This window comes from Cupriavidus sp. H19C3 (assembly GCF_049393815.1).
GTDB lineage: Bacteria > Pseudomonadota > Gammaproteobacteria > Burkholderiales > Burkholderiaceae > Cupriavidus.
Genome location: NZ_CP184985.1, coordinates 113,638 through 138,290 on the forward strand (window position 1 = coordinate 113,638; position 24,653 = coordinate 138,290).

At 66.3% G+C, this 24,653-nt stretch carries 26 protein-coding genes and 1 pseudogene; 17 read left to right on the forward strand and 10 right to left on the reverse strand.

Annotated features, from left to right (window positions below; translation table 11 throughout):
• Window positions 1-353: 353 nt before the first annotated feature.
• From DFLDMN_RS00485 to DFLDMN_RS00495, 3 genes are all read right to left on the reverse strand, one after another.
• Window positions 354-833 carry a hypothetical protein gene (locus DFLDMN_RS00485; protein ID WP_423196580.1) on the reverse strand — a complete coding sequence of 160 codons (480 nt, stop codon included), beginning with the start codon at window positions 831-833 and terminating at the stop codon, window positions 354-356.
• A 61-nt stretch (window positions 834-894) separates the two neighbouring features.
• Entirely contained in the window at window positions 895-2,661 is a 1,767-nt protein-coding gene (gene recN, locus DFLDMN_RS00490) for a DNA repair protein RecN (RefSeq protein ID WP_423196581.1), read from the reverse strand.
• Between the two features lie 152 nt (window positions 2,662-2,813).
• Window positions 2,814-3,731, reverse strand: coding sequence for an NAD kinase (locus tag DFLDMN_RS00495; protein WP_423196582.1), 918 nt, complete (start codon window positions 3,729-3,731; stop codon window positions 2,814-2,816).
• Window positions 3,732-3,830: 99 nt separating this feature from the next.
• Between DFLDMN_RS00495 and hrcA the strand changes: the two genes are divergently transcribed.
• The 3 genes from hrcA to DFLDMN_RS00510 all read left to right on the forward strand — a co-directional run bounded on the left by hrcA (window position 3,831) and on the right by DFLDMN_RS00510 (window position 6,477).
• The gene (hrcA, locus tag DFLDMN_RS00500) at window positions 3,831-4,877 is read left to right on the forward strand and encodes a heat-inducible transcriptional repressor HrcA (protein WP_423196583.1); all 1,047 of its coding nucleotides are present in this window, start codon (window positions 3,831-3,833) and stop codon (window positions 4,875-4,877) included.
• A gap of 12 nt (window positions 4,878-4,889) precedes the next feature.
• Entirely contained in the window at window positions 4,890-6,005 is a 1,116-nt protein-coding gene (gene hemH / locus DFLDMN_RS00505) for a ferrochelatase (protein ID WP_423196584.1), read from the forward strand.
• Window positions 6,006-6,081: 76 nt separating this feature from the next.
• The gene (locus DFLDMN_RS00510; protein ID WP_423196585.1) at window positions 6,082-6,477 is read left to right on the forward strand and encodes an RNA-binding S4 domain-containing protein; all 396 of its coding nucleotides are present in this window, start codon (window positions 6,082-6,084) and stop codon (window positions 6,475-6,477) included.
• Window positions 6,478-6,677: 200 nt separating this feature from the next.
• On the opposite strand, the gene DFLDMN_RS00515 is transcribed toward DFLDMN_RS00510, so the two are convergent.
• Window positions 6,678-6,833 (reverse strand): hypothetical protein, encoded by a 156-nt coding sequence (locus DFLDMN_RS00515; RefSeq protein ID WP_423196586.1) that lies wholly within the window; start codon window positions 6,831-6,833, stop codon window positions 6,678-6,680.
• 319 nt (window positions 6,834-7,152) lie between these two features.
• Between DFLDMN_RS00515 and grpE the strand changes: the two genes are divergently transcribed.
• Together grpE and DFLDMN_RS00525 are read left to right on the forward strand one after the other, a co-directional pair.
• Complete coding sequence (gene grpE, locus DFLDMN_RS00520) at window positions 7,153-7,707, forward strand: nucleotide exchange factor GrpE (RefSeq protein ID WP_423196587.1); 555 nt, start codon at window positions 7,153-7,155, stop codon at window positions 7,705-7,707.
• A gap of 113 nt (window positions 7,708-7,820) precedes the next feature.
• Window positions 7,821-8,237, forward strand: coding sequence for a thioredoxin family protein (locus DFLDMN_RS00525; RefSeq protein WP_423196588.1), 417 nt, complete (start codon window positions 7,821-7,823; stop codon window positions 8,235-8,237).
• 4 nt (window positions 8,238-8,241) lie between these two features.
• Here DFLDMN_RS00525 and DFLDMN_RS00530 read toward each other — a convergent pair whose 3' ends face one another.
• Together DFLDMN_RS00530 and DFLDMN_RS00535 are read right to left on the reverse strand one after the other, a co-directional pair.
• Entirely contained in the window at window positions 8,242-9,585 is a 1,344-nt protein-coding gene (locus DFLDMN_RS00530; RefSeq protein ID WP_423196589.1) for a phospholipase A, read from the reverse strand.
• Window positions 9,586-9,968: 383 nt separating this feature from the next.
• Window positions 9,969-10,400: a DUF1841 family protein gene (locus DFLDMN_RS00535; RefSeq protein ID WP_423196590.1), complete on the reverse strand. Its 432-nt coding sequence runs from the start codon at window positions 10,398-10,400 to the stop codon at window positions 9,969-9,971.
• 162 nt (window positions 10,401-10,562) lie between these two features.
• Here DFLDMN_RS00535 and DFLDMN_RS00540 point away from each other — a divergent pair, with 162 nt between their 5' ends.
• Window positions 10,563-11,483, forward strand: a complete 921-nt coding sequence (locus DFLDMN_RS00540) for a DMT family transporter (RefSeq protein ID WP_423196591.1) — start codon at window positions 10,563-10,565, stop codon at window positions 11,481-11,483.
• A gap of 188 nt (window positions 11,484-11,671) precedes the next feature.
• Window positions 11,672-12,259, forward strand: coding sequence for a malonic semialdehyde reductase (locus DFLDMN_RS00545; protein ID WP_423196592.1), 588 nt, complete (start codon window positions 11,672-11,674; stop codon window positions 12,257-12,259).
• 10 nt (window positions 12,260-12,269) lie between these two features.
• Here DFLDMN_RS00545 and nth read toward each other — a convergent pair whose 3' ends face one another.
• Window positions 12,270-12,914: an endonuclease III domain-containing protein gene (nth, locus tag DFLDMN_RS00550; RefSeq protein ID WP_423196593.1), complete on the reverse strand. Its 645-nt coding sequence runs from the start codon at window positions 12,912-12,914 to the stop codon at window positions 12,270-12,272.
• Window positions 12,911-13,711 (reverse strand): electron transport complex subunit RsxB, encoded by an 801-nt coding sequence (gene rsxB, locus DFLDMN_RS00555; protein ID WP_423196594.1) that lies wholly within the window; start codon window positions 13,709-13,711, stop codon window positions 12,911-12,913. The genes nth and rsxB overlap by 4 nt, the downstream gene beginning before the upstream one ends.
• Window positions 13,712-13,983: 272 nt before the next feature.
• On the opposite strand from rsxB, the gene DFLDMN_RS00560 reads away from it, so the two are divergent.
• A complete protein-coding gene (locus tag DFLDMN_RS00560; protein ID WP_423196595.1) occupies window positions 13,984-14,619 on the forward strand; it encodes a TetR/AcrR family transcriptional regulator in 636 nt (211 codons plus the stop codon).
• A gap of 66 nt (window positions 14,620-14,685) precedes the next feature.
• Here DFLDMN_RS00560 and DFLDMN_RS00565 read toward each other — a convergent pair whose 3' ends face one another.
• Window positions 14,686-15,927, reverse strand: a complete 1,242-nt coding sequence (locus DFLDMN_RS00565) for a polyhydroxyalkanoate depolymerase (RefSeq protein WP_423196596.1) — start codon at window positions 15,925-15,927, stop codon at window positions 14,686-14,688.
• 490 nt (window positions 15,928-16,417) lie between these two features.
• On the reverse strand, window positions 16,418-17,614 hold the full coding sequence (locus tag DFLDMN_RS00570; protein ID WP_423196597.1) for an amino acid aminotransferase: 1,197 nt from the start codon (window positions 17,612-17,614) through the stop codon (window positions 16,418-16,420).
• Window positions 17,615-17,985: 371 nt separating this feature from the next.
• Between DFLDMN_RS00570 and uvrB the strand changes: the two genes are divergently transcribed.
• From uvrB to hscB, 9 genes and pseudogenes are all read left to right on the forward strand, one after another.
• Entirely contained in the window at window positions 17,986-20,064 is a 2,079-nt protein-coding gene (gene uvrB / locus DFLDMN_RS00575; RefSeq protein ID WP_423196598.1) for an excinuclease ABC subunit UvrB, read from the forward strand.
• Window positions 20,065-20,136: 72 nt separating this feature from the next.
• Window positions 20,137-20,358, forward strand: coding sequence for a hypothetical protein (locus DFLDMN_RS00580; protein ID WP_423196599.1), 222 nt, complete (start codon window positions 20,137-20,139; stop codon window positions 20,356-20,358).
• Between the two features lie 41 nt (window positions 20,359-20,399).
• Window positions 20,400-20,639 carry a hypothetical protein gene (locus DFLDMN_RS00585; protein WP_423196600.1) on the forward strand — a complete coding sequence of 80 codons (240 nt, stop codon included), beginning with the start codon at window positions 20,400-20,402 and terminating at the stop codon, window positions 20,637-20,639.
• 72 nt (window positions 20,640-20,711) lie between these two features.
• Window positions 20,712-21,210: pseudogene (locus tag DFLDMN_RS00590) on the forward strand (low molecular weight protein-tyrosine-phosphatase).
• 124 nt (window positions 21,211-21,334) lie between these two features.
• Window positions 21,335-21,898, forward strand: coding sequence for a Fe-S cluster assembly transcriptional regulator IscR (gene iscR / locus DFLDMN_RS00595; RefSeq protein WP_423196601.1), 564 nt, complete (start codon window positions 21,335-21,337; stop codon window positions 21,896-21,898).
• A gap of 67 nt (window positions 21,899-21,965) precedes the next feature.
• Window positions 21,966-23,189 (forward strand): IscS subfamily cysteine desulfurase, encoded by a 1,224-nt coding sequence (locus tag DFLDMN_RS00600; protein ID WP_423198495.1) that lies wholly within the window; start codon window positions 21,966-21,968, stop codon window positions 23,187-23,189.
• 57 nt (window positions 23,190-23,246) lie between these two features.
• On the forward strand, window positions 23,247-23,648 hold the full coding sequence (iscU, locus tag DFLDMN_RS00605) for a Fe-S cluster assembly scaffold IscU (protein WP_423196602.1): 402 nt from the start codon (window positions 23,247-23,249) through the stop codon (window positions 23,646-23,648).
• A 51-nt stretch (window positions 23,649-23,699) separates the two neighbouring features.
• Window positions 23,700-24,020: an iron-sulfur cluster assembly protein IscA gene (iscA, locus tag DFLDMN_RS00610; protein WP_423196603.1), complete on the forward strand. Its 321-nt coding sequence runs from the start codon at window positions 23,700-23,702 to the stop codon at window positions 24,018-24,020.
• Window positions 24,021-24,120: 100 nt separating this feature from the next.
• Window positions 24,121-24,648 (forward strand): Fe-S protein assembly co-chaperone HscB, encoded by a 528-nt coding sequence (gene hscB, locus DFLDMN_RS00615; RefSeq protein ID WP_423196604.1) that lies wholly within the window; start codon window positions 24,121-24,123, stop codon window positions 24,646-24,648.
• Window positions 24,649-24,653 lie beyond the last annotated feature (5 nt).

Consider the following 24,653-nt stretch of genomic DNA (forward strand, 5'->3'; position numbering starts at 1 on the left):
CGTCTTTTATCGGAACGGCAACAGCACAGGCACCCGGCAACCTACATCGTGCCAACCACATCGTGCCAACCACATTGGGCGAACCGCATTGGGCGAACCGCATTGGGCGAACCGCATTGGGCGAACCGCATTGGGCGACCCACATTGGGCGACCCGCATTGGGCAAACCACAGACGGTGCAACCAGCGGCATGGCGCGCCGGCGCGGCGCTTCTCCCCGGCGCACCGCGCGCGCGGCGCATGCCGCAACCTGAAGCACGCCACGTGCCTGAACGCGCAACCGGCTTCGTCCGATGACAACGCCTCCACGGCATGACCGTCGCGCGGCGCCCTCGATCGCGCCGTCGGTGCCGCTCAGTTCGGCGGCATATCGCGCGTCGTCGGCAACGTCCGATGTGGCTTCAGCATACGATCTGGTTCGGCTGTTTGAATACGGGGAGCCGCCCGCAGGCGCGTCACGGCCTGATCGAGCGTGGCGTCGGTCGACGCGCTGATGGCAGTCACCAGCCAGACCCCGCCCGACATCGGCCGCTTGACCACAAAGCGGTACGGGCCCTCGATGCCTGCCAGCAACTTGCCGGCGTCCTCGGACCGGATCACCTCCGGCGCGGTAAAGCGGACCATGATGTCGCCCACGGCGCGGTCATCGGTAATGCTGCCCGGCGGCGGCGCATACGAGCGGGCTTCCGATGCGCAACCGGACAGCGTGACGAGCACGGACGCCGCCACGATGGCAAGCGTCAGCGGATGCCTGCCGGCAAGCCGGGCAAGACGAAGGCCGGCCAGGCCTGCGCGGCTCCGGCGTGGATGGCGGCCGGCGTGCGGCTGGATCATGCTGTTTGACTCCTGAAGACGGAAGGGTGGCTGGCGGGTACGGATGACATGGTACGCGGCTTCAGCCCGCGGCCCGCCGGGGGCGCCGGTTGTCCTTGGTGGCGGGGCGCGACCCGGCGCGCGCGCCCGCGGCCGCAGGGGTACCCACGCCGGCACGCACGCCCTGTGCCAGCATCTCCTCCGCATGTTGCACGGTTGTGGCGGTGACGGTCGCGCCGCCGAGCATGCGCGCGGTTTCGGCCACGCGCCCCCCGGTATCGAGCAGCCGGATGCGCGAACGCGTGACCGGACCGTCGCGGCTGCCATCGACGGTCTCCTTGCTGACCAGCAGATGCGTGCCCGCCTGCGCCGCGACCTGCGGCAGGTGGGTGACGCACAGCACCTGGCGTGCCCGCCCGAGTTCCTGCAGCCGGCGGCCGACCACCTCGGCCACCGCGCCGCCGATGCCGGTATCCACCTCGTCGAAGATCAGCGTGGGCGTGGGCGCCGCCTCGCTCGTGATCACCGAGATGGCCAGGCTGATACGCGCCAGTTCGCCGCCGGACGCGACGCGGGCCAGTGGCCGCGCGCTGACGCCCGCATGGCCCGCGACGAGGAATTCCACCTGCTCCAGACCATAGCTCTGGCCTTCCTCGAGCGGGTGCAGCGCCACCGCGAACGTGCCACCGGCCATGGACAGCCCCTGCATCGCCTCGGTCACCGCGGCGGACAGGGCTTCGCCCGCGCTGCGGCGGGCCGCCGACAGATGCCGCGCGAGCGTGAGATAGGCGGCGCGGGCGGCGGTCTCGCGCGCCATCACCTTGTTGATATCCTGCGCGGCCTGCAGGTCGTCGAGCTGCTGGCGGCGCGCGAGCAGTTCGTCGGGCAACTGCTCGGGCGGCAGCCGGTACTTGCGCGCGGCCGTGTGCAACGCCTGCATGCGTTCCTCGACCACCTGCAGGCGCTCGGGATCGAGTTCGATACGGTCGACGTAGCGCGACAGCGAATGCGCGGCCTCCTCGGCCTGGACCTGCGCCGGCTCCAGCGCGGCCAGCACATCGGCCAGCGCGGGATCGAGGTCGGCCAGCTGGCGGATCTTCTGGATCAGGCTGGTCAGCGTGGACAGCACCGAGCCATCGGCCTCGTGCAGCGCGTCGAGCGCGGCGCGGCTGCCGTCGATCAGGCTTGCCGCATGCGACAGGCGGTTGTACTCGGCCTGGATGTCTTCCCATTCGCCAGGCTGCGGCGCGAGCTTGTCCAGCTCGCCCACCTGCCATTCGAGGCGCTCGCGTTCGAGCTGCATCTCGCGCGACTGCTGTTCCACCGCCTCGCGTTGCCGCACGCAGGCGCGCCATGCGCGCCAGGCCTCGGCCACGGCGGCGGTCTGCGCGGTCAGGCCGGCATGGGCATCGAACAGCAGGCGCTGCGCATCGGGCCGCAGCAGTTGCTGGTGCGCGTGCTGGCCATGGATGTCGACCAGCTGGTCTCCCACCTCGCGCAGTTGTGCCAGGGTAGCGGCGGCACCGTTGATAAAAGCCTTGCCGCGGCCACTCGCATCCACCGTGCGGCGCAGCAGTACCTCGCCGCCGTCTTCGCCGGCGAGTTCGCGATCGGCCAGCCACGCGTCCAGTGCCGCATGCGTGGAGAAGGTGGCGCTGATACTCGCGCGCGGCGCGCCCTCGCGCACCACGCCGGCATCGGCGCGTTCGCCCAGCACCAGCGCCAGCGCATCGATCAGGATCGATTTGCCGGCACCGGTCTCGCCGGTGAAGACCGTAAAGCCGGCGGAGAAGTCGAGGTCGAGCGTGTCGACGATGACGAAATCGCGGATGGACAGGCTGCGCAGCATCGTGGGTGAGGGGAAGGGAAGCGGATGGTCCGGAGGTAGCGAAGGTATCGGAGGTTCGCGGCGGGTGGCCGGGCGGCGGGACCGGATCCGGCGCCGGGCGCCAGCCCCGCGCGCAGACCCGGCGGCCGCCGGGGCCGGATGCCGCGCCGGGATCAGAGCCGGTTATCCTCGGTTGGATATTCGTGCCAGTGCAGCTTCTTGCGCAGCGTAGCGTAGTAGTTGTAGCCGACCGGATGCAACAATTGCACAGTCTTGTCGGAATGACGCACCACAATGCGGTCGCCCGGCAGCAGTGAGGTCAGCGACTGCATGTCGAAGTTGACGCTCGCATCGCGCGCGGTGGCCACCTCGATCGTCACCTCGGCGTCATGCGGCAGCACGATCGGCCGGTTCGAGAGCGCATGCGGGGCAATCGGCACCAGCACCAGACCGGACAGGGTCGGATGCAGGATCGGGCCACCGGCCGAGAGCGCATACGCGGTCGAACCGGTCGGCGTGGACACGATCAGGCCGTCCGAGCGCTGGTTGTACATGAAGTACCCGTCCACCGACACCGCCAGTTCCACCATGCCGGAAATGCCCGAGCGGTTGACCACCACGTCATTGAGCGCCAGCGCGGTAAAGATGATGTCGTCGTCGCGCACCACGCGCGACTCCAGCAGCATGCGGGTCTCGGCCTCGTAGCGGCCGGCCAGCATGGCGGGCAGCACCGCGCTCACATCCTCGAGCGGAATGTCGGTCATGAAGCCGAGGCGCCCATGGTTGACGCCGATCACGGGCACGCCGGCGCCGGCCAGCTGGCGTGCGATGCCCAGCAGCGTGCCGTCGCCGCCTAGCACCACGGCCACATCGGCGGCGCGGCCGATCTCTTCGGGCGTCAGGGCCGGATAGCCGGTCAGGCCGGTGGCCTGCGCGGTCTCGCGTTCGAACACCACGTCCTGGCCGCTGCGGGCGATGCAGGAGGCAATCTCCTCCAGCGGGCCTTCGATGCCGGCGGTCGAGTGCCGGCCCACCAGGGCGACGGTCTTGAACGGCGCGCGCGGCGCGGGGGTCTTGGGGGGGACGGACATGGCGGGATTAGACCATACCGATATGAGGATTGTCAGCAACCGGCCGGCTTCGGGTCCGCGCCGCCCGAAGCGGGAAAACTTGATTAGAATCTGGGCATTATGGACGAACGTTCAAAAACCCTCCTGAAGACGCTGATCGAGCGGTACATCGCCGAGGGCCAGCCCGTGGGGTCACGCACCCTCTCCAGGTACTCGGGCCTCGACCTGTCGCCGGCGACCATTCGCAACGTGATGTCCGATCTTGAGGAGATGGGCTTTATCGCCAGTCCCCATACCTCGGCCGGGCGCGTGCCCACGCCGCGCGGTTACCGCCTGTTCGTCGATACCATGCTGACGGCGCGCTCGCTCGACAGCGCGCCCGAGCTGTCGGCCGAACTGTCGCAGCTGGCCGGCCAGATCCAGGGCCAGCTCGCGGGCCAGCAGCAGACCCCCCAGCGCATGATCACCAGTGCCGCGCACACGCTGTCCAACCTGTCGCGCTTTGCCGGCGTGATCATGACCCCGCGCCGCACGCAGTCGTTCCGGCAAGTGGAATTCATGCGGTTGTCCGACAAGCGCATCCTGCTGATCATCGTCAGCCCGGAAGGGGACGTGCAGAACCGCATCATCCAGACGGAACGGCCGTACACGCCGGCCCAGCTGATCGAGGCCGCCAATTTCTTCAATACCCACTATGCCGGCATGAGCTTCGACGCCGTGCGCGACCATCTGCGGCTGGAACTGCAGGACCTGCGCCGCGACATGTCGGCCCTGATGCAGGCGGCGGTGGAGGCGGGCAGCAGCGCCATGGCCGACGAGGACGATCAGGTTTTCATCTCGGGCGAGCGCAAGCTGCTCGAAGTGGAAGACCTCGCATCCAGCATGGACAAGCTGCGCCGGCTGTTCGACGTGTTCGAGCACAAGACCAACCTGCTGCAGCTGCTCGATGTCTCCAGCCATGCCCAGGGTGTGCAGATCTTTATCGGCGGCGAGAGCCAGCTGGTGCCGATCGAGGACATGGCCGTGATCACCGCGCCGTACGGGGTGGACGGCCAGATCGTCGGCACGCTCGGCGTGATCGGCCCCACGCGCATGGCCTACGAGCGCGTCATTCCCATTGTCGATATCACGGCGCGGCTGCTCTCCAGCGCGCTCAGCCAAAACTAGAATCCAGAACGGATGACGTTTTCCCCTGAACCGACGTACCAGCACGGCCAGGCGCCGCGCACAGCCATCCTGCTCATCAACCTGGGCACACCCGATGCCCCCACGCCCAAGGCGGTCGGCCGCTATCTGGCCGAATTCCTCGGCGATCCGCGCGTGGTCGAGATCCCGCGCATCGCCTGGCTGCCGCTCCTGCATGGGGTGATCCTGCCCATCCGTTCGCGCGCCTCGGCGCTCAAGTACGAATCGATCTGGCTGCGCGAGGCGCATATGACCGGCTCGCCGTTGCTGGTCTATACCGAGCGTCAGGCCCATGCCCTGCAGCAATGCCTGAACCAGCTCGGACACGAGGTCACGGTGGCCTGCGCGATGCGTTACGGCAATCCATCCATCGCCTCGGTGCTGGAGGCGCTGCGCCGGCAGGGGACCGAACAGATCCTGCTGCTGCCGCTGTATCCGCAGTTTTCCGGTACCACCACGGCGACCGCGTTCGACGAGGTGTTCCGCGTGCTGCGGCAGTGGCGCAACCAGCCCGAACTGCGCCTGGTCAAGCATTTCCACGACCATCCGGCCTATATCTCGGCGCTGCACCAGCAGGTAGGCGCATACTGGGCCCAGCACGGCACGCCGGATTTCGCCCGTGGCGACAAGCTCATCCTGTCGTTCCATGGCCTGCCGCGGCGCCTGCTGGACCTGGGCGATCCGTATCACTGCGAATGCCTGAAAACCGGCCGCCTGCTGGGCGAAGCGCTTGGACTGCAGCCGGGCCAGTACCAGGTGACCTTCCAGTCGCGCTTCGGCCGCGCCGAATGGCTGCAGCCCTATACCGCGCCGACCCTGGTCGAGCTCGGCAAGGTGGGCACCGCGCGCGTCGACGTGTTCTGCCCGGGTTTTCCGGCCGACTGCATCGAGACGCTGGAAGAGATCGCAATGGAAGGGCAGTCCGAATTCCGCGTTGCCGGTGGCCGGGAGTTCCATTTCATTCCGTGCATGAACGATGCGCAGCCGTGGATCGCCGGCCTTGCCGAGATCGCGCTGCAGCACCTGCAGGGGTGGCCGCTGCGCATGCCGCATCCGCACGAACTGGAGGCGCGGCGCAGTCGCGCCCAGGCCAGGGGGGCGGCGGCATAGCGGTCGGCACGGCCCCTGCATGACGGGCGAAGCGCCGTCGGCAGCGGTCGGCAGCGAAAGGTAGGGAGCAATCGTGATGAACGTCGATATTGAACCCGATGCGCGCCTGCGCATCGATAAATGGCTCTGGTGCGCGCGTTTCTTCAAGACCCGCTCGCTGGCTGCCGAGGCGGTCGAGCGCGGGCGGGTGGCAGTGAACGGCCAGCCGGTCAAGAACTCGCGCGAGGTCAAGCCCGGCGACACCATCGCCATCGAAGCCCATCAGCAGCGCTGGGAGGTGGTGGTCAAGGGCATCGCGGCATCGCGCGGTCCGGCGCCGGTGGCGCAGACGCTCTACGAGGAGCGCGCGGAGAGCGTGGCGCGGCGGCGGGTCGAGGCCGAACGGCGCCGCTTGCAGAGCGAGCCTGCCGCCCAGTTGCAGGGTCGCCCGACCAAGCGCGACCGGCGGCGCATCGATGACTTCCGTGGATAAATTGCGGTAATAAATCAGGCGCGGGTGGCCGGCGGGAGCCTGCCGTGCCGGCACGGCATGTCAGCGGGCGGGCATCCTCTGGCCGGCGTCCGTTCAGCTATCCGATGGGGCGTCGGGCTGTGGACATGGGCTAGCAGACATGGGCGAGCGGACAGGGGCTAGCGGACAGGGACTAGGGGGCAGGGACTAGGGGACAGGGACTAGCGGACATAGTGGACGAGGTAGTGCTTGAACACCGCCTTGCCGCTGCCATACTCGGTCTCGCGCGAGGTAAACGCGCCGGAGACGCAGATGAACACAGTCATGAGCGACAAGGCTGTGAGCAGGCATAACGTCACCACAGGTAACTTGTGCATGGCGGACCTTCTGAAGGTTGCACCAAGATGATTCACGTCCGCCTCCCGGCATTTTTGTCATTTTTTCAAAGTTCATCTTAGTGTGTGCGATGCAGCAACGCAACGACGCTTGAGTCTCAATCGACGTGCCTTTGTAACGGGGTGTTTCGCGGCCGGTTACAGGCGGGACCGGCGTCTCCGTACCGTCACCCCCTTGAAAAATGACGGCGCGTCGCCAACTGCGCGCTACACTTGCCGACTTATCCGCCGAGTTACCACCGTGCCTTGCCTGGCGCCAGCCGGGTCGGGCCGAGAACCGCTTTTCGTATAACGGATCGACATGGAAGAACAGAATCAGACGCCATCCCCCACGACGCCGCTCGCCGATGACGCGAACCTGGCACCCGGCGCCCAGAACGCTGGCGGGGACGACGTGGTTGCGCAATTGACGCAACAAGTCGCCGACCTCGAAGCCAAGGCCAAGGAGCATTACGACATGTTCCTGCGCGCCACCGCCGAAGGCGAGAACATCCGCCGCCGCGCCCAGGAGGACGTGGCCAAGGCCCACAAGTTCGCGATCGAGAACTTCGCCGACAACCTGCTGCCCGTGATGGACAGCCTGCAGGCGGCGCTGGCCGACAACAGCGGCGACGTCGCCAAGCTGCGCGAAGGTGTGCAACTGACCGCGCGCCAGCTTGCCAGCGCGTTCGAACGCGGCAAGATCGTCGAGCTCAACCCGGTGGGCGAGAAGTTCGACCCGCACCGCCATCAGGCCATCTCGATGGTGCCGTCCGAGCAGGAACCGAACACTGTGGTAGCCGTGCTCCAGCGCGGTTACATGATTGCCGAGCGCGTGCTGCGTCCGGCGCTGGTCACGGTGTCCGCGCCGCGCTGACGCGCACGGCCTGCCGCCGCCGGCCCGCCACCTGCCGCCGGCCCGCGCTGGCGGTGCCATCGCACGCCCGGAAGCTGTCGCTCCGGGCGTTTGTTTTTTGAGGAGCCCTGACCATGTCCGATACTCCATCCGCGGGCGATGCGCCGCACCTCGATCACCGTGCCTTCGAGGCCTTCGGCATGCGCGAAGTCGATGGCGCTACCATCGATGCCGCCATTGCCGAGGCGGCCGATGCGCTGGTCTGCGTCTTCTTCTGGGGCGTGGATTGCTTCAATTGCGAGATGGCCAAGAAGGCCATGCTGGCCAACCCCGATCCTGTGCGTGCGCTCGACCTCCACTGGCTGCATGCCAACGTCTACGCGCACCCGGAACTTGGCAAGCGCTTTGGCCTGCACGGCATACCCGTGTTCATGTTTTTCCATCGCGGCAAGAAGCTGGGCCGCGCCACCGGCTGGCACGGCCACGGGCAATTTGCCGCGGCGGTGGCCAATGCGCGCCTCAAGGCTGGCGGCAAGCCGCTGGCGGGGTGACCGCCTAGCGCGACAGCGCGTAGCCGATGCGGAACTGCCAGGGCGACTTCTGGTTGTAGTCGAGCAGCGACTCGCCCCAGCCCCAGAAATAGCCCGCCATCAGGTAACCGGCGGTACCCGGCACCAGGTGCGCAAGCGGATAGGACAGGTAGGCATCGATGCTGCCATAGCCCTTGCGCGTGCCCTTGCGCAGCGTGGCCGAAAACTCCCACGAATCGGGCTTGCCATAGGCGATGTTGAGATCCATGTAGCCGCGGTAGTGCGGAATGTCCTCGTTGTCGCTCTTGCCGACGTACGCGTAGACCTTGGGCGCCACGCGCCAGTGCCAGTCGGTCTGGTCGCCGAAGTAGAAGGTCGGCTTGAGGAACAGTGTGTTGATGCTGCGCGACTCGTCGCCGCTGCGGCCGTTTGACTCGTGCTCGAAGCCGGTAGCCAGCGACAGGCGGCTGACGTTGCCGATGCGCACGCCGGTGTCGGACAGGTAGTAATACAGGCTGGGCCGGTAATTGGTGTCGCGGAACGGCCGCGAATCGCCATGGAGGTCCCAGAGCGAAAACTGCGTATAGCCGAAGTAGAGGTTGTTCAGCACGCCGCGCGAGGTCGGATCCTCGCCCTCGAAGATGCGGTACTTGAAGCTCAGCTGGAACTTGGCGTTGGCGCCGTTGTGCGCGCCGACCAGAAAATACATCGGCTCGTTGAATGACAGCCGCTGCCCGTCGCGCAGGTCGGCCGGCGCGGGGGCGCCATTGGCCGGGCCCGAGGCGAGCGCGGTGGGGGCTGCGCCGGCCGCCTCGGCCGCCGCGCCGGCGGTGGCGCCGCCCTGGGTGCCTGCCGTGGTGCCCGCCGTGGTGCCTGCCGTGGCGCCCGCCGTGGTGTCGGCGGCGGTGCCAGCACGGTTCGATGGCTCGCCAGCGGCCGCGGTCGCCTCGGCCGGCGCGCGGTTGAGCGTGACCAGCACCGGCGCGGCATCGATGCCGGCGACGTCCAGCCGCACCTGTCCGCGTAGCGTCACCGGCCAGTCGGCGGTGTAGCGGATGGTGCGGGTCTCGCCGTCGGCCAGCCGCAGCACCGCCGGGCCGTGCCCCGCGCGCCGCGCTTCGACGCGGATCGGCGCCAGCAGGTCGGCCGAGGCCGTGACCTGCAGCGTGGCGGGCACCGTGAAGCGGCGCGTCTGCGCGTCGCCGGTGACCAGTAGCGTCACCGTCATTGGCCGTGTGCCGTCGATGATGCGTGGCGGCTGCAGCAGCGCGACGGCGGCGTCGGCGGCGAGCGGGGCGAGCGCGAGCAGCATGGCCAGGGCGGCGTAGGCGGCAGAACGGGCGGCAGAACGGCTGACGGAACGGGTCACCGAAGCGGTCACCGAACGGGCGACAAAACGGGCGACAGAACGGGCGACAGAACGGGCGACAGAACGGTCTGCCGAGCCGACCACCATGCGTGCCGCGGCCGGGAGCGGGCGCCAGGCGGACGAGGCGGCGGGCGGGCGTACCAACGAGGGGGTAAACGACGTGACGAACGGCGAGACGAACGACAAGACAAACGACGGGGCCGGGCAGGCGTGGCCCGCGCGGTGGCGGGGCGCATTCAAGGTCATCGGGGGCGAGGCTGCATGCCCGTCACAACGTCGACAACGCGGTGCGGGTCACGCAGAGGTGTCAGGTTGGCAATGCCGCACAGGTTAACACGGCACCGTCGCGACGCCTGTGACCATTTGTTCGCCAGACGCGCGTATCAGCCTGCCGCGCGCCGCTTGACACAGTCGATATAGTGCTGCCCATCGGGCGGCAGGCCGGTCCGCTGGGCCTGCCACAGCATCTCGCCCAGGCATTCCATCACCTGGTGATGCGCCTCGTGCGGCGAGTCGAGGCGCCGGGCCAGGGCCTCGTAGGCGGCGCGGATGCCCGGCGGCTGGTCGATCGAGATCTGCTCGGCGATCGAGAGATGCATCGACAGGTGCAGAAACGGGTTGGTCTGGCCGCGGTCGGGCGTGTAGTCCTGCGTCAGGGCGCCCTCGGTGTCGCTCAGCAGCGACTGGTACTCGGGATGCTCGCCGATCCAGTCGACGGCAATCGCTTCGAGCGGGGTCAGGACATTGCCCGCGAGCTGCTTTTGCCATGCATCGCAAAAAAAGCGGCGGACTTCTTCTCGGGAAGGATTGAACATGATGCCCGGTATTGTAGAGCAGCCCTCGCCGCGCTGCCGGCCGGCCCCGTGGGCCCGGCGCGCGCCGCCGCCATGTGCTGCCATGGCAGGCGCGTCGGCCGTGCATCCGGTGACGGATTAGAATCCCGGATTCCCCCGCTCACCGGACGTCCGTATCGACCCATGCGCAGCTCCGCCTCCACCCTCGCCAATCTCCAGGGCACGCTTGCCGGCGTGCTGCTGATCGCCGTGTCCGCCAGCGCGTTCGGCGCCATGGCGATTTTCGCGCGCTTTGCCACCGCCTCCGGCGCCGATGTCTACGGCATGCTCGCGGTGCGCTTTGCCGTGGCCGCGGCGGCACTGGCCTGGATCATGCGCACGCGTGGCATCCGGCTGCCGCCTTGGCGCCGCGTGCTGGCGCTGGCGGCCATGGGCGGCATCGGCTATGTGGGCCAGTCGTTCTGCTTCTTTACCGCGCTCAACCATGCGCAGGCCAGCCTGGTGGCGCTGCTGCTCTATCTCTACCCGCTGTTCGTCACGATCCTGGCCGCCATTTTTCTCAAGGAACGGCTGACCACCACGGCGGTGATCGCGCTGATGCTGTGTTCGGTCGGCGCCGGATTGACCGTCGGTGGCGGCGAGGGCAGCCCGCTCGGCATCGCGCTCGGCGTGGCGGCGGCGATCATCTATTCGGTTTATATCGTGGTGGGCGCCCGCCTCACGGCCGGCGTCAATGCACTCGCCACCACCACCGTCATCTGCACCGCGGCCACCCTGGTCTATGGCGTGGTCGGGGTGTTGCGCACCGTGGCGGGCGTACCGCCGCAGTTTCCGGCGGATGCCGGCGGCTGGCTGGCGTTGCTTGCCATCGCGTTGCTGTCCACCGTGCTCGCCATCCTGACCTTCTTTGCAGGCCTGCAGCGGCTTGGCGCGGCCAGGGCCTCGATGTTGTCCACGCTCGAGCCCGTGGTCACGGTTATCCTCGCGGCCGTGGTGCTGGGCGAACATATCGGCGCGACCCAGGCCGCAGGCGGTGCGCTGATCCTCGTCGGCGTGCTGTGGCTGACCCGGCGCGGCCGGGCCGACGATCCTGCCGCGGCCTGACGGGTAACGGCGGGGCAGCGGCGGGGTAACGGCGGGGCAGCGGCGGGGCAGCGGGGGGGGCAAGGTTCGGCGCGCGGGCTGACGCGGAAGGATCAAGAGAATTGAATGCATTGATCAAAGCGCCTGTCGGGAGGTGTTCGCGGCTTATGTAGAATCGCACGCTTCTTACACAAGCACACGGATACCGCATGACCACGATCGCTCCGGCCTCGCTGGCCCAGCTGTTCACTGAAGCGCGCACGCATAGCGTCTGGCAGGACCGGCACGTCGACGATGCCTTGCTGCAACAGATCTACGAGGCGATGAAGTTCGGCCCCACGGCAGCCAACAGCTCGCCGGCCCGTATCGTCTTCGTCAAGTCCGCCGAGGCCAAGGCGCGCCTGGTCGAATGCGTGTCCGCCGGCAACGTGGAAAAGACGCGCACCGCCCCGGTCACTGCCATCATCGCGTTCGACAACAACTTTCACGATCAGCTGCCGCGCCTGTTTCCGCATGCCGACGCACGCTCGTGGTACGCCGGCAATCCGGGAAAGATCGCGCGTGACGCGCTGATGAACAGCTCGCTGCAGGGCGGCTACTTTATCCTCGCCGCGCGTGCGCTGGGCCTCGATTGCGGGCCCATGGGCGGCTTCGATGCGGCCAGGGTCAATGCCGCCTTCTTCCCGGACGGCAAGTGGTCGGTCAACTTCCTGGTCAACCTCGGCTATGGCGTGCGGGACAGCCTGCATCCGCGCGGCCCGCGCCTGCCGTTCGACGAGGCCTGCCGCATCGTCTGATACGGGAGTGTTACTGCGCCGGCGCTGGCGTCTTCTCGCGGAACTCGCACAGCGGTTCGATCGCGCAATGCCAGCACTCCGGCTTGCGCGCCTTGCAGACATAGCGCCCATGCAGGATGAGCCAGTGGTGCGCGTCATGCAGGAACTCGGCGGGCACCACCTTCAGCAACTGCTGCTCGACCACATCCACATTCTTGCCCGGCGCGATGCCGGTGCGGTTCGACACGCGGAAAATGTGCGTGTCCACCGCGATGGTGGGTTGCCCGAACGCGGTATTGAGCACGACGTTAGCGGTCTTGCGCCCGACCCCCGGCAGCGCTTCGAGCGCGGCACGATCGGGCGGCACCTTGCCGCCATGGCGTTCCACCAGGATCCGGCAAGTCTCCATCACGTGTTTGGCCTTGGTCTTGTACAGGCCGATGGTCTTGATGTAGTCGATCAGCCCCGCTTCGCCGAGCGCGAGCATCTGTTGCGGCGAATGCGCGACCGGAAACAGCCGGCGCGTGGCCTTGTTGACGCCCACATCGGTCGCCTGCGCCGATAACAGGACCGCGATCAGCAATTCGAACGGCGAGCTGTATTCCAGCTCGGTCGTGGGCGTCGGATTGACTTCCCGCAGGGTCTCGAAAATGGCCCGGATCTTGTCGGCTTTCATGTCTTGCTGGGGTCGTTCGGTCCGGCCGCGGGGGTCAGGCCGGCGCGTGCGCGGCGTGCTTCCGCCGCGTCGATCTGCGCCTGCACGGCCGGCGAGACATTGTCCGTATTGCGCGGCCGCGTGCCCGCCGCGGCCTGCTTCTGGCGCGCACGCTCGATGGCGGCCTGGATGATGGCCTGCTTGCGCGCCTGCGCCGCACGTTCTTCCTCGCTCTGCACGGGCTCCGCCTGCAGTGCCTGGAGCTTGGCGGCCGCCTTCGCCGCGAGGCGCGCGTCGTTTTCCTCACGCTCGCGCACCAGCCGCACGCGGCGCGCCGCATAGCGGTCGTGCGCGGCATCGGCCTGGGGCTGCGACCACGCGGCCCACCCCGTGCGCGCGCCGGTGACGGGAATCATCGCGATGCAATCGACGGGGCAGGGCGCCACGCAGAGATCGCAACCGGTGCACCAGTCCGCCAGCACGGTGTGCATCTGCTTGGGCGCACCCACGATCGCGTCGACCGGACACGCCTGGATGCACAGCGTGCAGCCGATGCACAGGGTCTCGTCGATGCGCGCCACCGCGCGCGGCTGCTCCACGCCGCGCGCGGGGTCGAGCGGTTGCGGCGCCACGCCGAGCGCGGACGAGAGGCGCACGATCCCTTCCGCGCCGCCGGGCGGACAGCGGTTGCAGGCGGCATCGCCGCGCGCCATGGCCTCGGCATAGGGGCGGCAGCCGTCGAACCCGCACTTGGTGCATTGGGTTTGCGGCAGCAGGGCCTCGAGGCGGTCGGCAAGGGCGGAGTCGGACGGATTCACAACGGGAGAGACTGGTATTCGCGGGATATCTGTAGGGTTTGCGCGCGGTGTTCGGCAGCATCAAGGTGCCAGCGCGGTGCCAGCGCGGTGCCATCGCGTGGCCTCCACGCGGGCGCGCGCGGACTCTGCGGACTTCGGTGCGTGCGGCGCGGCAAGGATTATCCCCGATTTCGGTCGCGCGCAGAAACGGCGATCATGCGCGGGTCCCTCCCGATGGGGGATATGCCGCTTTTCCTGTGCCATAATCCGCCGCAACGACCGACCCGGAACCCATGTCAAACGAGCCAAGAACCAAGCGGGATCCAGAAGGAACGCGCCGGCGCATTCTTGCGGCCGCCACCGAAGAATTCGCCAAGGGCGGTCTGGCTGGCGCCCGTGTCGACCAGATCGCGCGCCGGGCCGAGACCAACGAACGCATGCTGTATTACTACTACGGCAGCAAGGAAGGCCTGTTCCTGGCGGTGCTTGAGAAGCAGTACGCGGAGTTTCGCGCGGCCGAGGAGCGTCTGCATATCGTTGATGAAGACCCGGTGGCCGCGGTACGCACGCTCGCGCGTTTCGTGTGGGACTGGTATTACCAGCATCCCGAGTTCATCCGCCTCGTCAATAGCGAGAACCTGCACGAGGCGCGGCACCTGAAAAAGTCCTCGCAACTGCATCAGCTCATCAACCCGATCGTCGATGTGCTGGCGGACATCATTCGCCGGGGCCAGAAGCAGGGCGTGTTCCGCGACAACATCGACGTGTCGCAGTTCTATCTGACCATTTCCGCGCTCGGCTACTACGTCCTGTCCAACCGCTATACCATCAGCGCGGTGATCGGCCGCGATATCGCCACGCAGGAAGAGCACGAGCGCTTTGCCGGGCTCCATCTCGACATGCTGCTCTGCTACCTCACCCGGACCTGAGGCCCGCCAGCCGCAAAGCAGAACGCCCGCGCATGCGGGCGTTCTGCTTTGGCGCGAACCATGCAATCAGCGGTACTTGCGGATAAAGTCGCGCAGCTCCGGGTAGATGTTCTCGCGCCAGCGGCGGCCCGAGAAGATCCCGTAGTGCCCACACTTGGGCGCGGTCAGATGGTGCTTGCGCGTTTTCGGAATGCCTTCGCACAGGTCGTGCGCGGCAGCGGTCTGCCCGGCGCCGGAGATATCGTCGAATTCGCCCTCGATGGTCAGCAGCGCGGTGCCCTTGATGTCCTGCGGACGCACCGGATCGCCATCGATTTCCCACGTGCCATTGGCCAGGCGGAATTCCTGGAACACTTCACGGATGGTGTCGAGGTAATACTCCGCGGCCATGTCCAGCACCGCGTTGTATTCATCGTAGAAGCGCACGTGGGCCTCGGCATCGTCCGCGTCGCCCTCGACCAGGCTCAGGTAGTAGTCGTAATGCGAGGACAGGTGGCGGTCCGGGTTCATCGCGACAAACCCCGCATGCTGCAGGAAGCCCGGATACACCCGGCGGCCATGCCCCGGGTAATTGGCCGGCACGGTGTAGATGACGTTGTTCTCGAACCACTCGTACGACTTGTTGGTGGCGAGCGAGTTGACGGCGGTGGGGCTCTTGCGCGCGTCGATCGGACCACCCATCATCGTCATCGTGCGCGGCGTCTTCTCGCCGGCCGAAGCCATCAGCGAAATCGCGGCGAGCACCGGCACGGTGGGCTGACAGACCGAGATCACGTGGAGGTCCTCGGCGCCGATATGGCGGATGAACTCCTGGATGTAATAGATGTAGTCGGACAGATGGAACGCGCCATGCTCGACCGGCACCATGCGCGCATCGACCCAGTCCGTCACATAGACCTTGTGGTCCTGCAGCAAGGTGCGCACCGTGTCGCGCAGCAGCGTGGAGTGGTGGCCCGACAGGGGCGCGCACACCAGCACCACCGGCTCGTCCTTGAGCAGCTTGATGGTGGCCGGATCGTCGGCGTAGCGTTTGAAGCGGATCAGCTTGCAGAACGGCTTTTCCAGCACGGTCTGCTCCACGATCGGGATGTCGCGGCCGTTGGAGCGCACCGACTTGATGTCGAAGTCGGGCTTTTCGTATTCCTTGCCGAGGCGGTAGAGCAGTTCATAGCCGGCGGCCAGGCGCGGCGCGCCTGGCACGAGCGAGAGCGGGCTCAGTGGGTTCGTGAACGTCTTGGCGGTCGCCTGGGCCCACGCGGTGAGCGGGTGCAGCAGTGAGCGCTGGAACTCGTGCAGTTGATAAAGCATGCCGGATACCTGTACCTGTCTTGCCGAGTTGTCGGCGGATATGAGCCGCCAACAATTATGCCCGCAATGAATGGATCGTGCTTTGCAGCATATAACTGCAAGTTACTTTCTCATGCGGAAAGCACAATAAGACAAAGGCGTTAAATCTGGATGATGGTGTCCTACAACGGCGGCGGAAGCGGCCAAAGTGCGCCCGAAGCGCCTTCCAGGCGTCCTTCGACCGCTAAGCGCCTTCCAGGCGTCCTTCGACCGCTAAGCGCCTTCCAGGCGTCCTTCGACCGCTAAGCGCCTTCCAGGCGTCCTTCGACCGCTAAGCGCCTTCCAGGCGTCCTTCGCCCGTTTTCGTCGGCATGAAAAGTTTTCGTCGGCATGAAAAAAAGGCGACAAGGGGTTTCCCCCAGGTCGCCTTGTATCGCCCTGCCGCCAGCGTCGGACCGGCGGCGGCGTGTGTTGCTTTTCAGCGTCAGCGCCGGTGTGCGCTGGCGGGTGTTTAGTACACCGCAGCGATGGCGTTGACCACCGCGTCGATGTTGCGGCTGTTCAGCGCCGCCACGCAGATACGGCCCGTGCTCACGGCGTAGATGCCGTGCTCGTTGCGCAGGCGGTCCACCTGGTCCGAGGTCAGGCCCGAGTACGAGAACATGCCGCGTTGCGCCTTCACGAACGAAAAGTCGCCCGGCACGCCCTTGGCGGCCAGCTTGTCCACCAGTGCGTGGCGCATCAGCTTGATGCGGTCGCGCATTTCGGCCAGCTCGGCCTCCCACATCGCGCGCAGCTCGGGGCTGTTCAGCACGGTGGCGACCACCGTGCCGCCGTGCGTCGGCGGGTTGGAGTAGTTGGTGCGAATCACGCGCTTGACCTGGGACATCACGCGCTGCGCTTCTTCCTTGCTGGTCGTGACGATCGACAGTGCGCCCACGCGCTCGCCGTACAGCGAGAAGCTCTTCGAGAACGAGCTGGAGACAAAAAAGGGCAGGCCCGATTCGGCAAACAGGCGCACGGCGGCGCCGTCAGGCTCGATGCCCTCGGCAAAGCCCTGGTAGGCCATGTCGAGGAACGGGATCAGGTTGCGCGACTTCACCAGCTCCACCACCTGCTTCCACTGGTCGGCCGACAGGTCCACGCCGGTCGGGTTGTGGCAGCACGCGTGCAGCACCACGATGGTGTTGGCCGGGTAGGACTTCAGCGATTCCACCATGCCGGCGAAGTTCAGGCCATGGCTGGCGGCATCGTAGTAGGCATAGTTCACCACCGGGAAGCCCGCGGCTTCGAACAGCGCGCGATGGTTTTCCCAGCTCGGGTCGCTGATGGCGACCTTGGCGTCCGGGTAGAGACGCTTGAGAAAGTCGGCGCCGATCTTCAGGGCGCCGGTACCGCCAAGTGCCTGAGCGGTCACAACGCGGCCGTCGGCGATCAGCGGCGAGGTCTTGCCGAAGAGCAGCGTCTGCACGGCCTGGTCATAGGCGGCAATGCCCTCGATCGGCAGGTAGCCACGCGGCGTGGCGGTGGTCAGGCGTGCCTTTTCGGCTTCCTGCACGGCGCGCAGCAGCGGAATTTTCCCTTCGTCGGTGAAGTACACGCCCACGCCCAGGTTCACCTTGGTGGCGCGGGTATCGGCGTTGAAAGCTTCATTCAGGCCCAGGATCGGGTCGCGCGGGGCCATCTCGACGGCAGAAAACAAACTCATTTGGGATCTCGTGGTCAGCTGTGTATCAAAACGGAGGGCGTAGAATGCTTCGGACTGCGCTGGCTGCGGCGGAACATTTACTGACGGCCCTTGGTGCTCTTTCGGTGCTCTTTCGGTGCTCTTTTGGTGCTTTGGGCGCCCTGGGTGTCTTTCCTGCCTTGGGTGCCGCCTACTGACAGAACCTGACAGTGACGCAGGTTACTCTGGCGACAATCCTTGGCGACCCTGGCGATTATCCCTGGCGACCATCCGCAATCCGACCAGGTCTGCCGTGGTCTCGCAGGAGTGACCGACCCACCGCCTTGAACTGGTCCGCGCAACCCCAAGATTCTAGCGTATCCGCCCGTATTTCTGAGGTTTTTCCCTACCCTATGTCGAATCTCGCCGAAGCCGCCCCGGTTCTGGACGAAAGCAAGTTCGTCTCGTATCCGGGCTCCCCGTTCCAGCTGTATCAGCCCTATCCGCCGGCGGGCGACCAGCCGGAAGCGATCCGGCAACTGACCGAGGGTATCGGCGACGGCCTCTCGTTCCAGACCCTGCTGGGGGTGACCGGCTCGGGCAAGACCTTCACGATGGCCAACGTGATCGCCCGCATGGGGCGGCCGGCCATCGTCTTCGCGCCCAACAAGACCCTCGCGGCGCAGCTGTATTCGGAGTTCCGCGAGTTCTTCCCGCGCAATGCGGTGGAGTACTTCGTCAGCTACTACGACTACTACCAGCCCGAAGCCTACGTGCCGCAGCGCGACCTGTTCATCGAGAAGGACTCGTCGATCAACGAGCATATCGAGCAGATGCGGCTGTCGGCCACCAAGAGCCTGCTCGAGCGGCGCGACACCATCATCGTGGCGACGGTGTCGGCCATCTACGGTATCGGTAATCCGAGCGAATACCACCAGATGATCCTGACGCTGCGAAGCGGCGACAAGATCAGCCAGCGCGACATCATCACGCGGCTGATCGCGATGCAGTACACGCGCAACGAGAGCGACTTCCAGCGCGGCACTTTCCGCGTGCGTGGCGACACGCTCGACATCTTCCCCGCCGAGCATGCGGAGATGGCGGTGCGCGTCGAGCTGTTCGACGACGAGGTGGACACGCTGCAGTTCTTCGATCCGCTCACCGGCCGCGTGCGCCAGAAGATCCCGCGCTTCACGGTCTACCCGTCGAGCCATTACGTGACGCCGCGCGACACCGTGCTGCGCGCGATCGAGAACATCAAGCTTGAATTGCGCGAGCGGCTCGACTTCTTCTACAAGGAAAACCGCCTGGTGGAGGCGCAGCGATTAGAGCAGCGCACCCGCTTCGACCTCGAAATGCTGTCCGAGCTTGGCTTCTGCAAGGGCATCGAGAACTATTCGCGCCACCTGTCGGGCGCCGCGCCGGGCGAGCCGCCGCCGACGCTGGTGGACTATCTGCCGGCGGATGCGTTGATGTTCCTCGACGAATCGCACGTGCTGATCGGTCAGCTCAACGGCATGTACAACGGCGACCGGGCGCGCAAGACCACGCTGGTGGAATACGGTTTCCGGCTGCCGTCGGCGCTCGACAACCGCCCGCTCAAGTTCGACGAGTTCCAGCGCAAGATGCGCCAGGTGGTGTTCGTCTCGGCCACGCCGGCGCAGTTCGAGCGCGATCATGCCGATCAGGTGGTCGAGCAGGTGGTGCGTCCCACCGGCCTGGTCGACCCCATCATCCACGTGCGGCCGGCCAGCTCGCAGGTGGACGACCTGCTGTCGGAGATCCATATCCGGCTCAAGTCGAACGAGCGCGTGCTGGTCACCACGCTGACCAAGCGCATGGCCGAGCAGCTCACCGAGTTCCTGTCCGAGAACGGCATCAAGGTGCGCTACCTGCATTCGGACATCGATACCGTCGAGCGCGTGGAAATCATCCGCGACCTGCGGCTCGGCACCTTCGACGTGCTGGTGGGCATCAACCTGCTGCGCGAGGGCCTGGATATTCCCGAGGTGTCGCTGGTGGCAATCCTCGATGCCGACAAGGAAGGCTTCCTGCGCGCCGAACGCTCGCTGATCCAGACCATCGGCCGCGCCGCGCGTAACGTCAATGGCACCGCCATCCTCTATGCCGACCGCATGACCGACTCGATGCGCATCGCCATCGGCGAGACCGAGCGGCGTCGCGCCAAGCAGATGGCCTTCAACGAGGCCAACGGCATCACGCCGCGCGGCGTGGTCAAGCGGATCAAGGACATCATCGACGGCGTCTACGATCCCGACGAGGTCAAGGCCGAGCTTTCCGCCGCGGCCGAGCGGGCCAGGTACGAGGACATGAGCGAGAAACAGGTGGCCAAGGAAATCAAGCGTCTGGAGAAGCAGATGCTCGATCACGCCAGGAACCTCGAGTTCGAAAAGGCCGCCCAGGTGCGCGACCAGCTTGCCAAGCTGCGTGCCCAGGTGTTCGGTGCCGGCGCGGAGGGGGACCATCTGTAGCGCGCTGCCGATCCGGCCGCGGGAGCCTATAGTGGAGGGTGAGGAGCCCGAATCACGAGCCTGGAGCGCCCCATGGTGACGCAATTCGAATATGGTGGTTACGCGGTCGTGGTCAGGGCCATTCCCCATGCCAGCGGCGGCTACGCCGGCGTGGTGCAGATTGCCGACGCGTTCGGCGAGTCCCGCGGCCCGACCTACGAGACCGAGACCGGCGCCGCGCCAACCCCTGAGGCGGCACTGGCGCTGGCGGAAGCTGCCGCGATGCGAACCATAGATGCCGGCGAGGTGAGCTGATCCCCGGCCAAGGGACCGCCGGCCCGACAGGAGACAAGGTCATGGCCTATCGCAGTGAATGGAAGAAGAGGGTTTTCGAGACGCACGAGATCCAGGTGCTGGTGAAACCCCGGTCACAGAACGAATGGGAGTACACGGTTCGCGTCTGCCGCGCAGGCACCAATATCCGTGCCGCCAGCACGATGACCGAGACCTCGGCGATCACGGATCACTTCAGATCTCCCGAGGAAGCCGAAGCCGCTGGCTTTGCGCGCGGCAAGGCGCTGGCGGCGCAGGTGTGAGCCGCGCCCGGCCAGGGCGACGCGCGGGACGTGCGGCGGATCGGATGGCTTGCATCGGGTAGCATGCCGAAGATGAAGACATTCGCGATACTTCTATGCTGCATGGGCAACATCTGCCGTTCGCCGACCGCGGAAGGCGTGTTGCGGGCGAAGCTGATCGAGGCAGGCCTGGACGGCGTGGTGGAACTCGATTCCGCCGGGACCCACGACTATCACGTGGGGCGTCCGCCGGATGCGCGCAGCCAGCGGCATGCGCTGCGGCGCGGGTACGACCTGTCGGCGCTGCGGGCGCGCCAGGTGGTGGCTGGCGACTTCGCGCGCTTCGATCTGGTGCTGGCGATGGATCATGCCAACCTGGCAGCGCTGCGGCGCCTGCATCCGGAAGTCGACGACGCGCGGCTGCGCTTGCTGATGAGCTTTGCGCGGCGTCATCGCGTCGACGAGGTCCCCGATCCGTACTACGGGGGAAGGGGATGGCTTCGAGCGCGTGCTCGACTATGTCGAAGACGCCTGCGACGGACTGGTGGCGATGCTGCGGCAGCGGCTCGGCCAGCCACCGCGGGCGGTCTAGCACATTTCCGCCGGCCGCGTGCGGGGCCGCGCAATATGATGCAGCGCGGTAGGGTTACTTGACTAAATTAGTCGGGAAAATTTATACTCGACCGAAACGATCAAGTATTCCATCCCTGAGCATCATGAGACTCACGACAAAAGGCCGTTTCGCGGTGACCGCCATGATCGACCTGGCCATGCGCCAGGACCAGGGTCCCGTTACGCTGGCCGGCATCAGCCAGCGCCAGAAAATTTCCCTCTCCTACCTCGAGCAGCTCTTTGGCAAGCTGCGCCGCCACGAGATCGTGGAAAGCGTGCGCGGCCCGGGCGGCGGCTACAGCCTTGCCCGCAAGGCCGAGGACGTGACGGTAGCGGACATCATCATCGCCGTCGACGAACCGCTCGATGCCACCCAGTGCGGCGGCAAGGGCAACTGCCATGGCGATGAAGGCGCGGGCGGCCGCTGCATGACCCACGAGCTGTGGGCGACCCTCAATCAGAAGATGGTCGAATACCTCGATTCCGTATCCCTCAAGAACCTCGTCGACCAGCAGCGCGCCAAGCAGCCCGCCGTGCTGCACGACATGCGCGAGGATGCGGCCGTCGCCGAGCAGCCGGTGGCGGTGAACCGCGGCAAGGCGGACAAGCAGGAAAAGCCGGCGCGCGCGCGCGTCGTGAACTCGGTCTTCAGTCTGGCGCAGTCCTGACGCGTCGCCAGAAGTTGTTATAAACTATCGATAAGCGCAATCGATTAGCGGTCCCTATAAGGCAGTCATAACGATGAGCACCCCACATTTCCCCATCTACATGGATTACTCGGCCACCACGCCGGTGGACCCGCGCGTGGCGGACAAGATGATTCCGTACCTGCGCGAGCAGTTCGGCAATCCCGCGTCGCGCAGCCATGCGTACGGCTGGGACGCCGAGCGCGCCGTGGAAGAGGCGCGTGAACAGGTGGCCGCGCTGGTCGGTGCCGATCCGCGCGAAATCGTGTGGACATCGGGCGCCACCGAGTCGAACAACCTCGCCATCAAGGGCGCAGCGCATTTCTACTCGGGCAAGGGCAAGCACATCATCACCGTGAAGACCGAGCACAAGGCCGTGCTGGACACCACGCGCGAGCTGGAGCGCCAGGGCTTCGAGGTGACCTATCTGGACGTGAAGGACGACGGCCTGATCGACATGGACGTGTTCAGGCAGGCGCTGCGCCCGGACACGATCCTGGTGTCGGTGATGCTGGTGAACAACGAGATCGGCGTCATCCAGGACGTCGAGCAGATCGGCGCGATCTGCCGCGAAAAGGGCATCATCTTCCATTGCGACGCCGCGCAGGCGACCGGCAAGGTGATGATCGACCTGAGCACGCTGAAGTGCGACCTGATGTCGTTCTCGGCCCACAAGACCTATGGCCCCAAGGGCATCGGCGCGCTCTACGTCCGCCGCAAGCCGCGCGTGCGCCTGGAAGCGCAGATGCACGGCGGTGGCCACGAGCGCGGCATGCGCTCGGGCACGCTGGCCACGCACCAGATCGTCGGTATGGGTGAGGCGTTCCGCCTGGCACGCGAGGAAATGGCGACCGAGAACGAACGTATCCGCATGCTGCGCGACCGCCTGTGGAACGGTCTGTCGGGCATGGAAGAGGTGTACCTGAACGGCTCGATGGAACATCGCGTGCCGCACAACCTGAACATCAGCTTCAACTTCGTCGAAGGCGAGTCGCTGATCATGGCCATCAAGGACGTGGCGGTATCGTCGGGTTCGGCCTGCACCTCGGCATCGCTGGAGCCGTCGTACGTGCTGCGGGCGCTGGGTCGCAACGATGAACTGGCGCACAGCTCCATCCGCTTTACGGTGGGTCGCTTTACCACCGAGCAGGAAATCGACTTCACCGTGGATCTGCTGAAGAACAAGATCGGCAAGCTCCGCGACCTGTCGCCGCTGTGGGAGATGTTCAAGGACGGCGTCGACCTGAACTCGATCCAGTGGGCCGCGCACTGACGACGGACCACGCAACAAGAACACTCCCCATAAAGAGATAAGCAAGAGGTAGCCAACATGTCTTACAGCAACAAGGTTCTGGACCACTACGAAAATCCGCGCAACGTCGGTTCGTTCGACAAGAACGACGACGCGGTGGGCACCGGCATGGTCGGCGCTCCGGCCTGCGGCGACGTGATGAAGCTGCAGATCAAGGTGAACGAGGCCGGCGTGATCGAAGACGCCAAGTTCAAGACCTACGGTTGCGGCTCGGCGATCGCCTCGTCGTCGCTGGTGACCGAATGGGTCAAGGGCAAGACCGTCGATCAGGCGCTCGAGATCAAGAACACGCAGATCGCCGAGGAACTGGCGCTGCCGCCGGTGAAGATCCACTGCTCGATCCTGGCCGAGGACGCCATCAAGGCGGCGGTCGAGGATTACAAGAAGAAGCACGCGGGTGCTGCGCAGCAGGCTGCCTGAGCCTGACGCAAGGCCAGTCGAACCAAACCGCAGAAACATGGCAGGGCAACGATGATCACGATGACCGAAAAGGCGGCGAAACACGTCGCACGCTACCTCGAACGCCGCGGCAAGGGTGTGGGCCTGCGCCTGGGCGTGAAGACCACGGGCTGCTCGGGCCTGGCGTACAAGCTCGAGTATGTGGATGAACTGCTGCCCGAGGACCAGGTGTTCGAGACGCACGGCATCAAGGTGATCGTCGATCCGAAGAGCCTGCCGTATATCGACGGCACCGAACTCGATTTCGCGCGCGAAGGGCTGAACGAAGGGTTCCGCTTCAACAACCCGAACGTGAAGGACGAGTGCGGCTGCGGCGAATCGTTCCGGGTCTGAACGATATCCGCGCGACGCGCTGCGCAGGCAGCGGCGCCAGCGGGACGAAGGGGCGGCACGACCGCTCCTTTTTGTTGGGGAAGCTTTTGAAGGAAGCGCTTTGAAGGACGATTACTTCACGCTGTTTGGCCTGCCGGCCCGCTATGAGGTGGACGAGGCCGCGCTCGACGCTGCCTATCGAACGGTCCAGTCGCAGGCGCATCCGGACCGCTTTGCCAACGCCGGCGATGCCGAGCGCCGCGTGGCCATGCAGTGGGCGGCGCGCGCCAACGAGGCGTACCGCACGCTGCGCCAGCCGCTCAAGCGCGCAATCTACCTCCTGCACCTGCGTGGCGTGGATATCGAGGCCGAGAGCAATACCGCGATGGCGCCGGACTTCCTGATGCAGCAGATGGAGTGGCGCGAAGCCCTGCAGGATGCCGTGGAAGCCCGCGATGCCGACCGGCTCGATGGCCTGCTGCGCGATCTGCGCCAGGAAAAGCGCGAGCGCCACGCGGCGCTCGGCGCGCTGCTCGACCAGGGCGACGCGGACGGCGATGCATCCGCCGGCGCCGCGGCGCGACAACTGATGTTTATCGAGAAGATCGAACACGACGCCAGCGAGGCGATCGATCGGCTCGAAGAGTAGGGCGC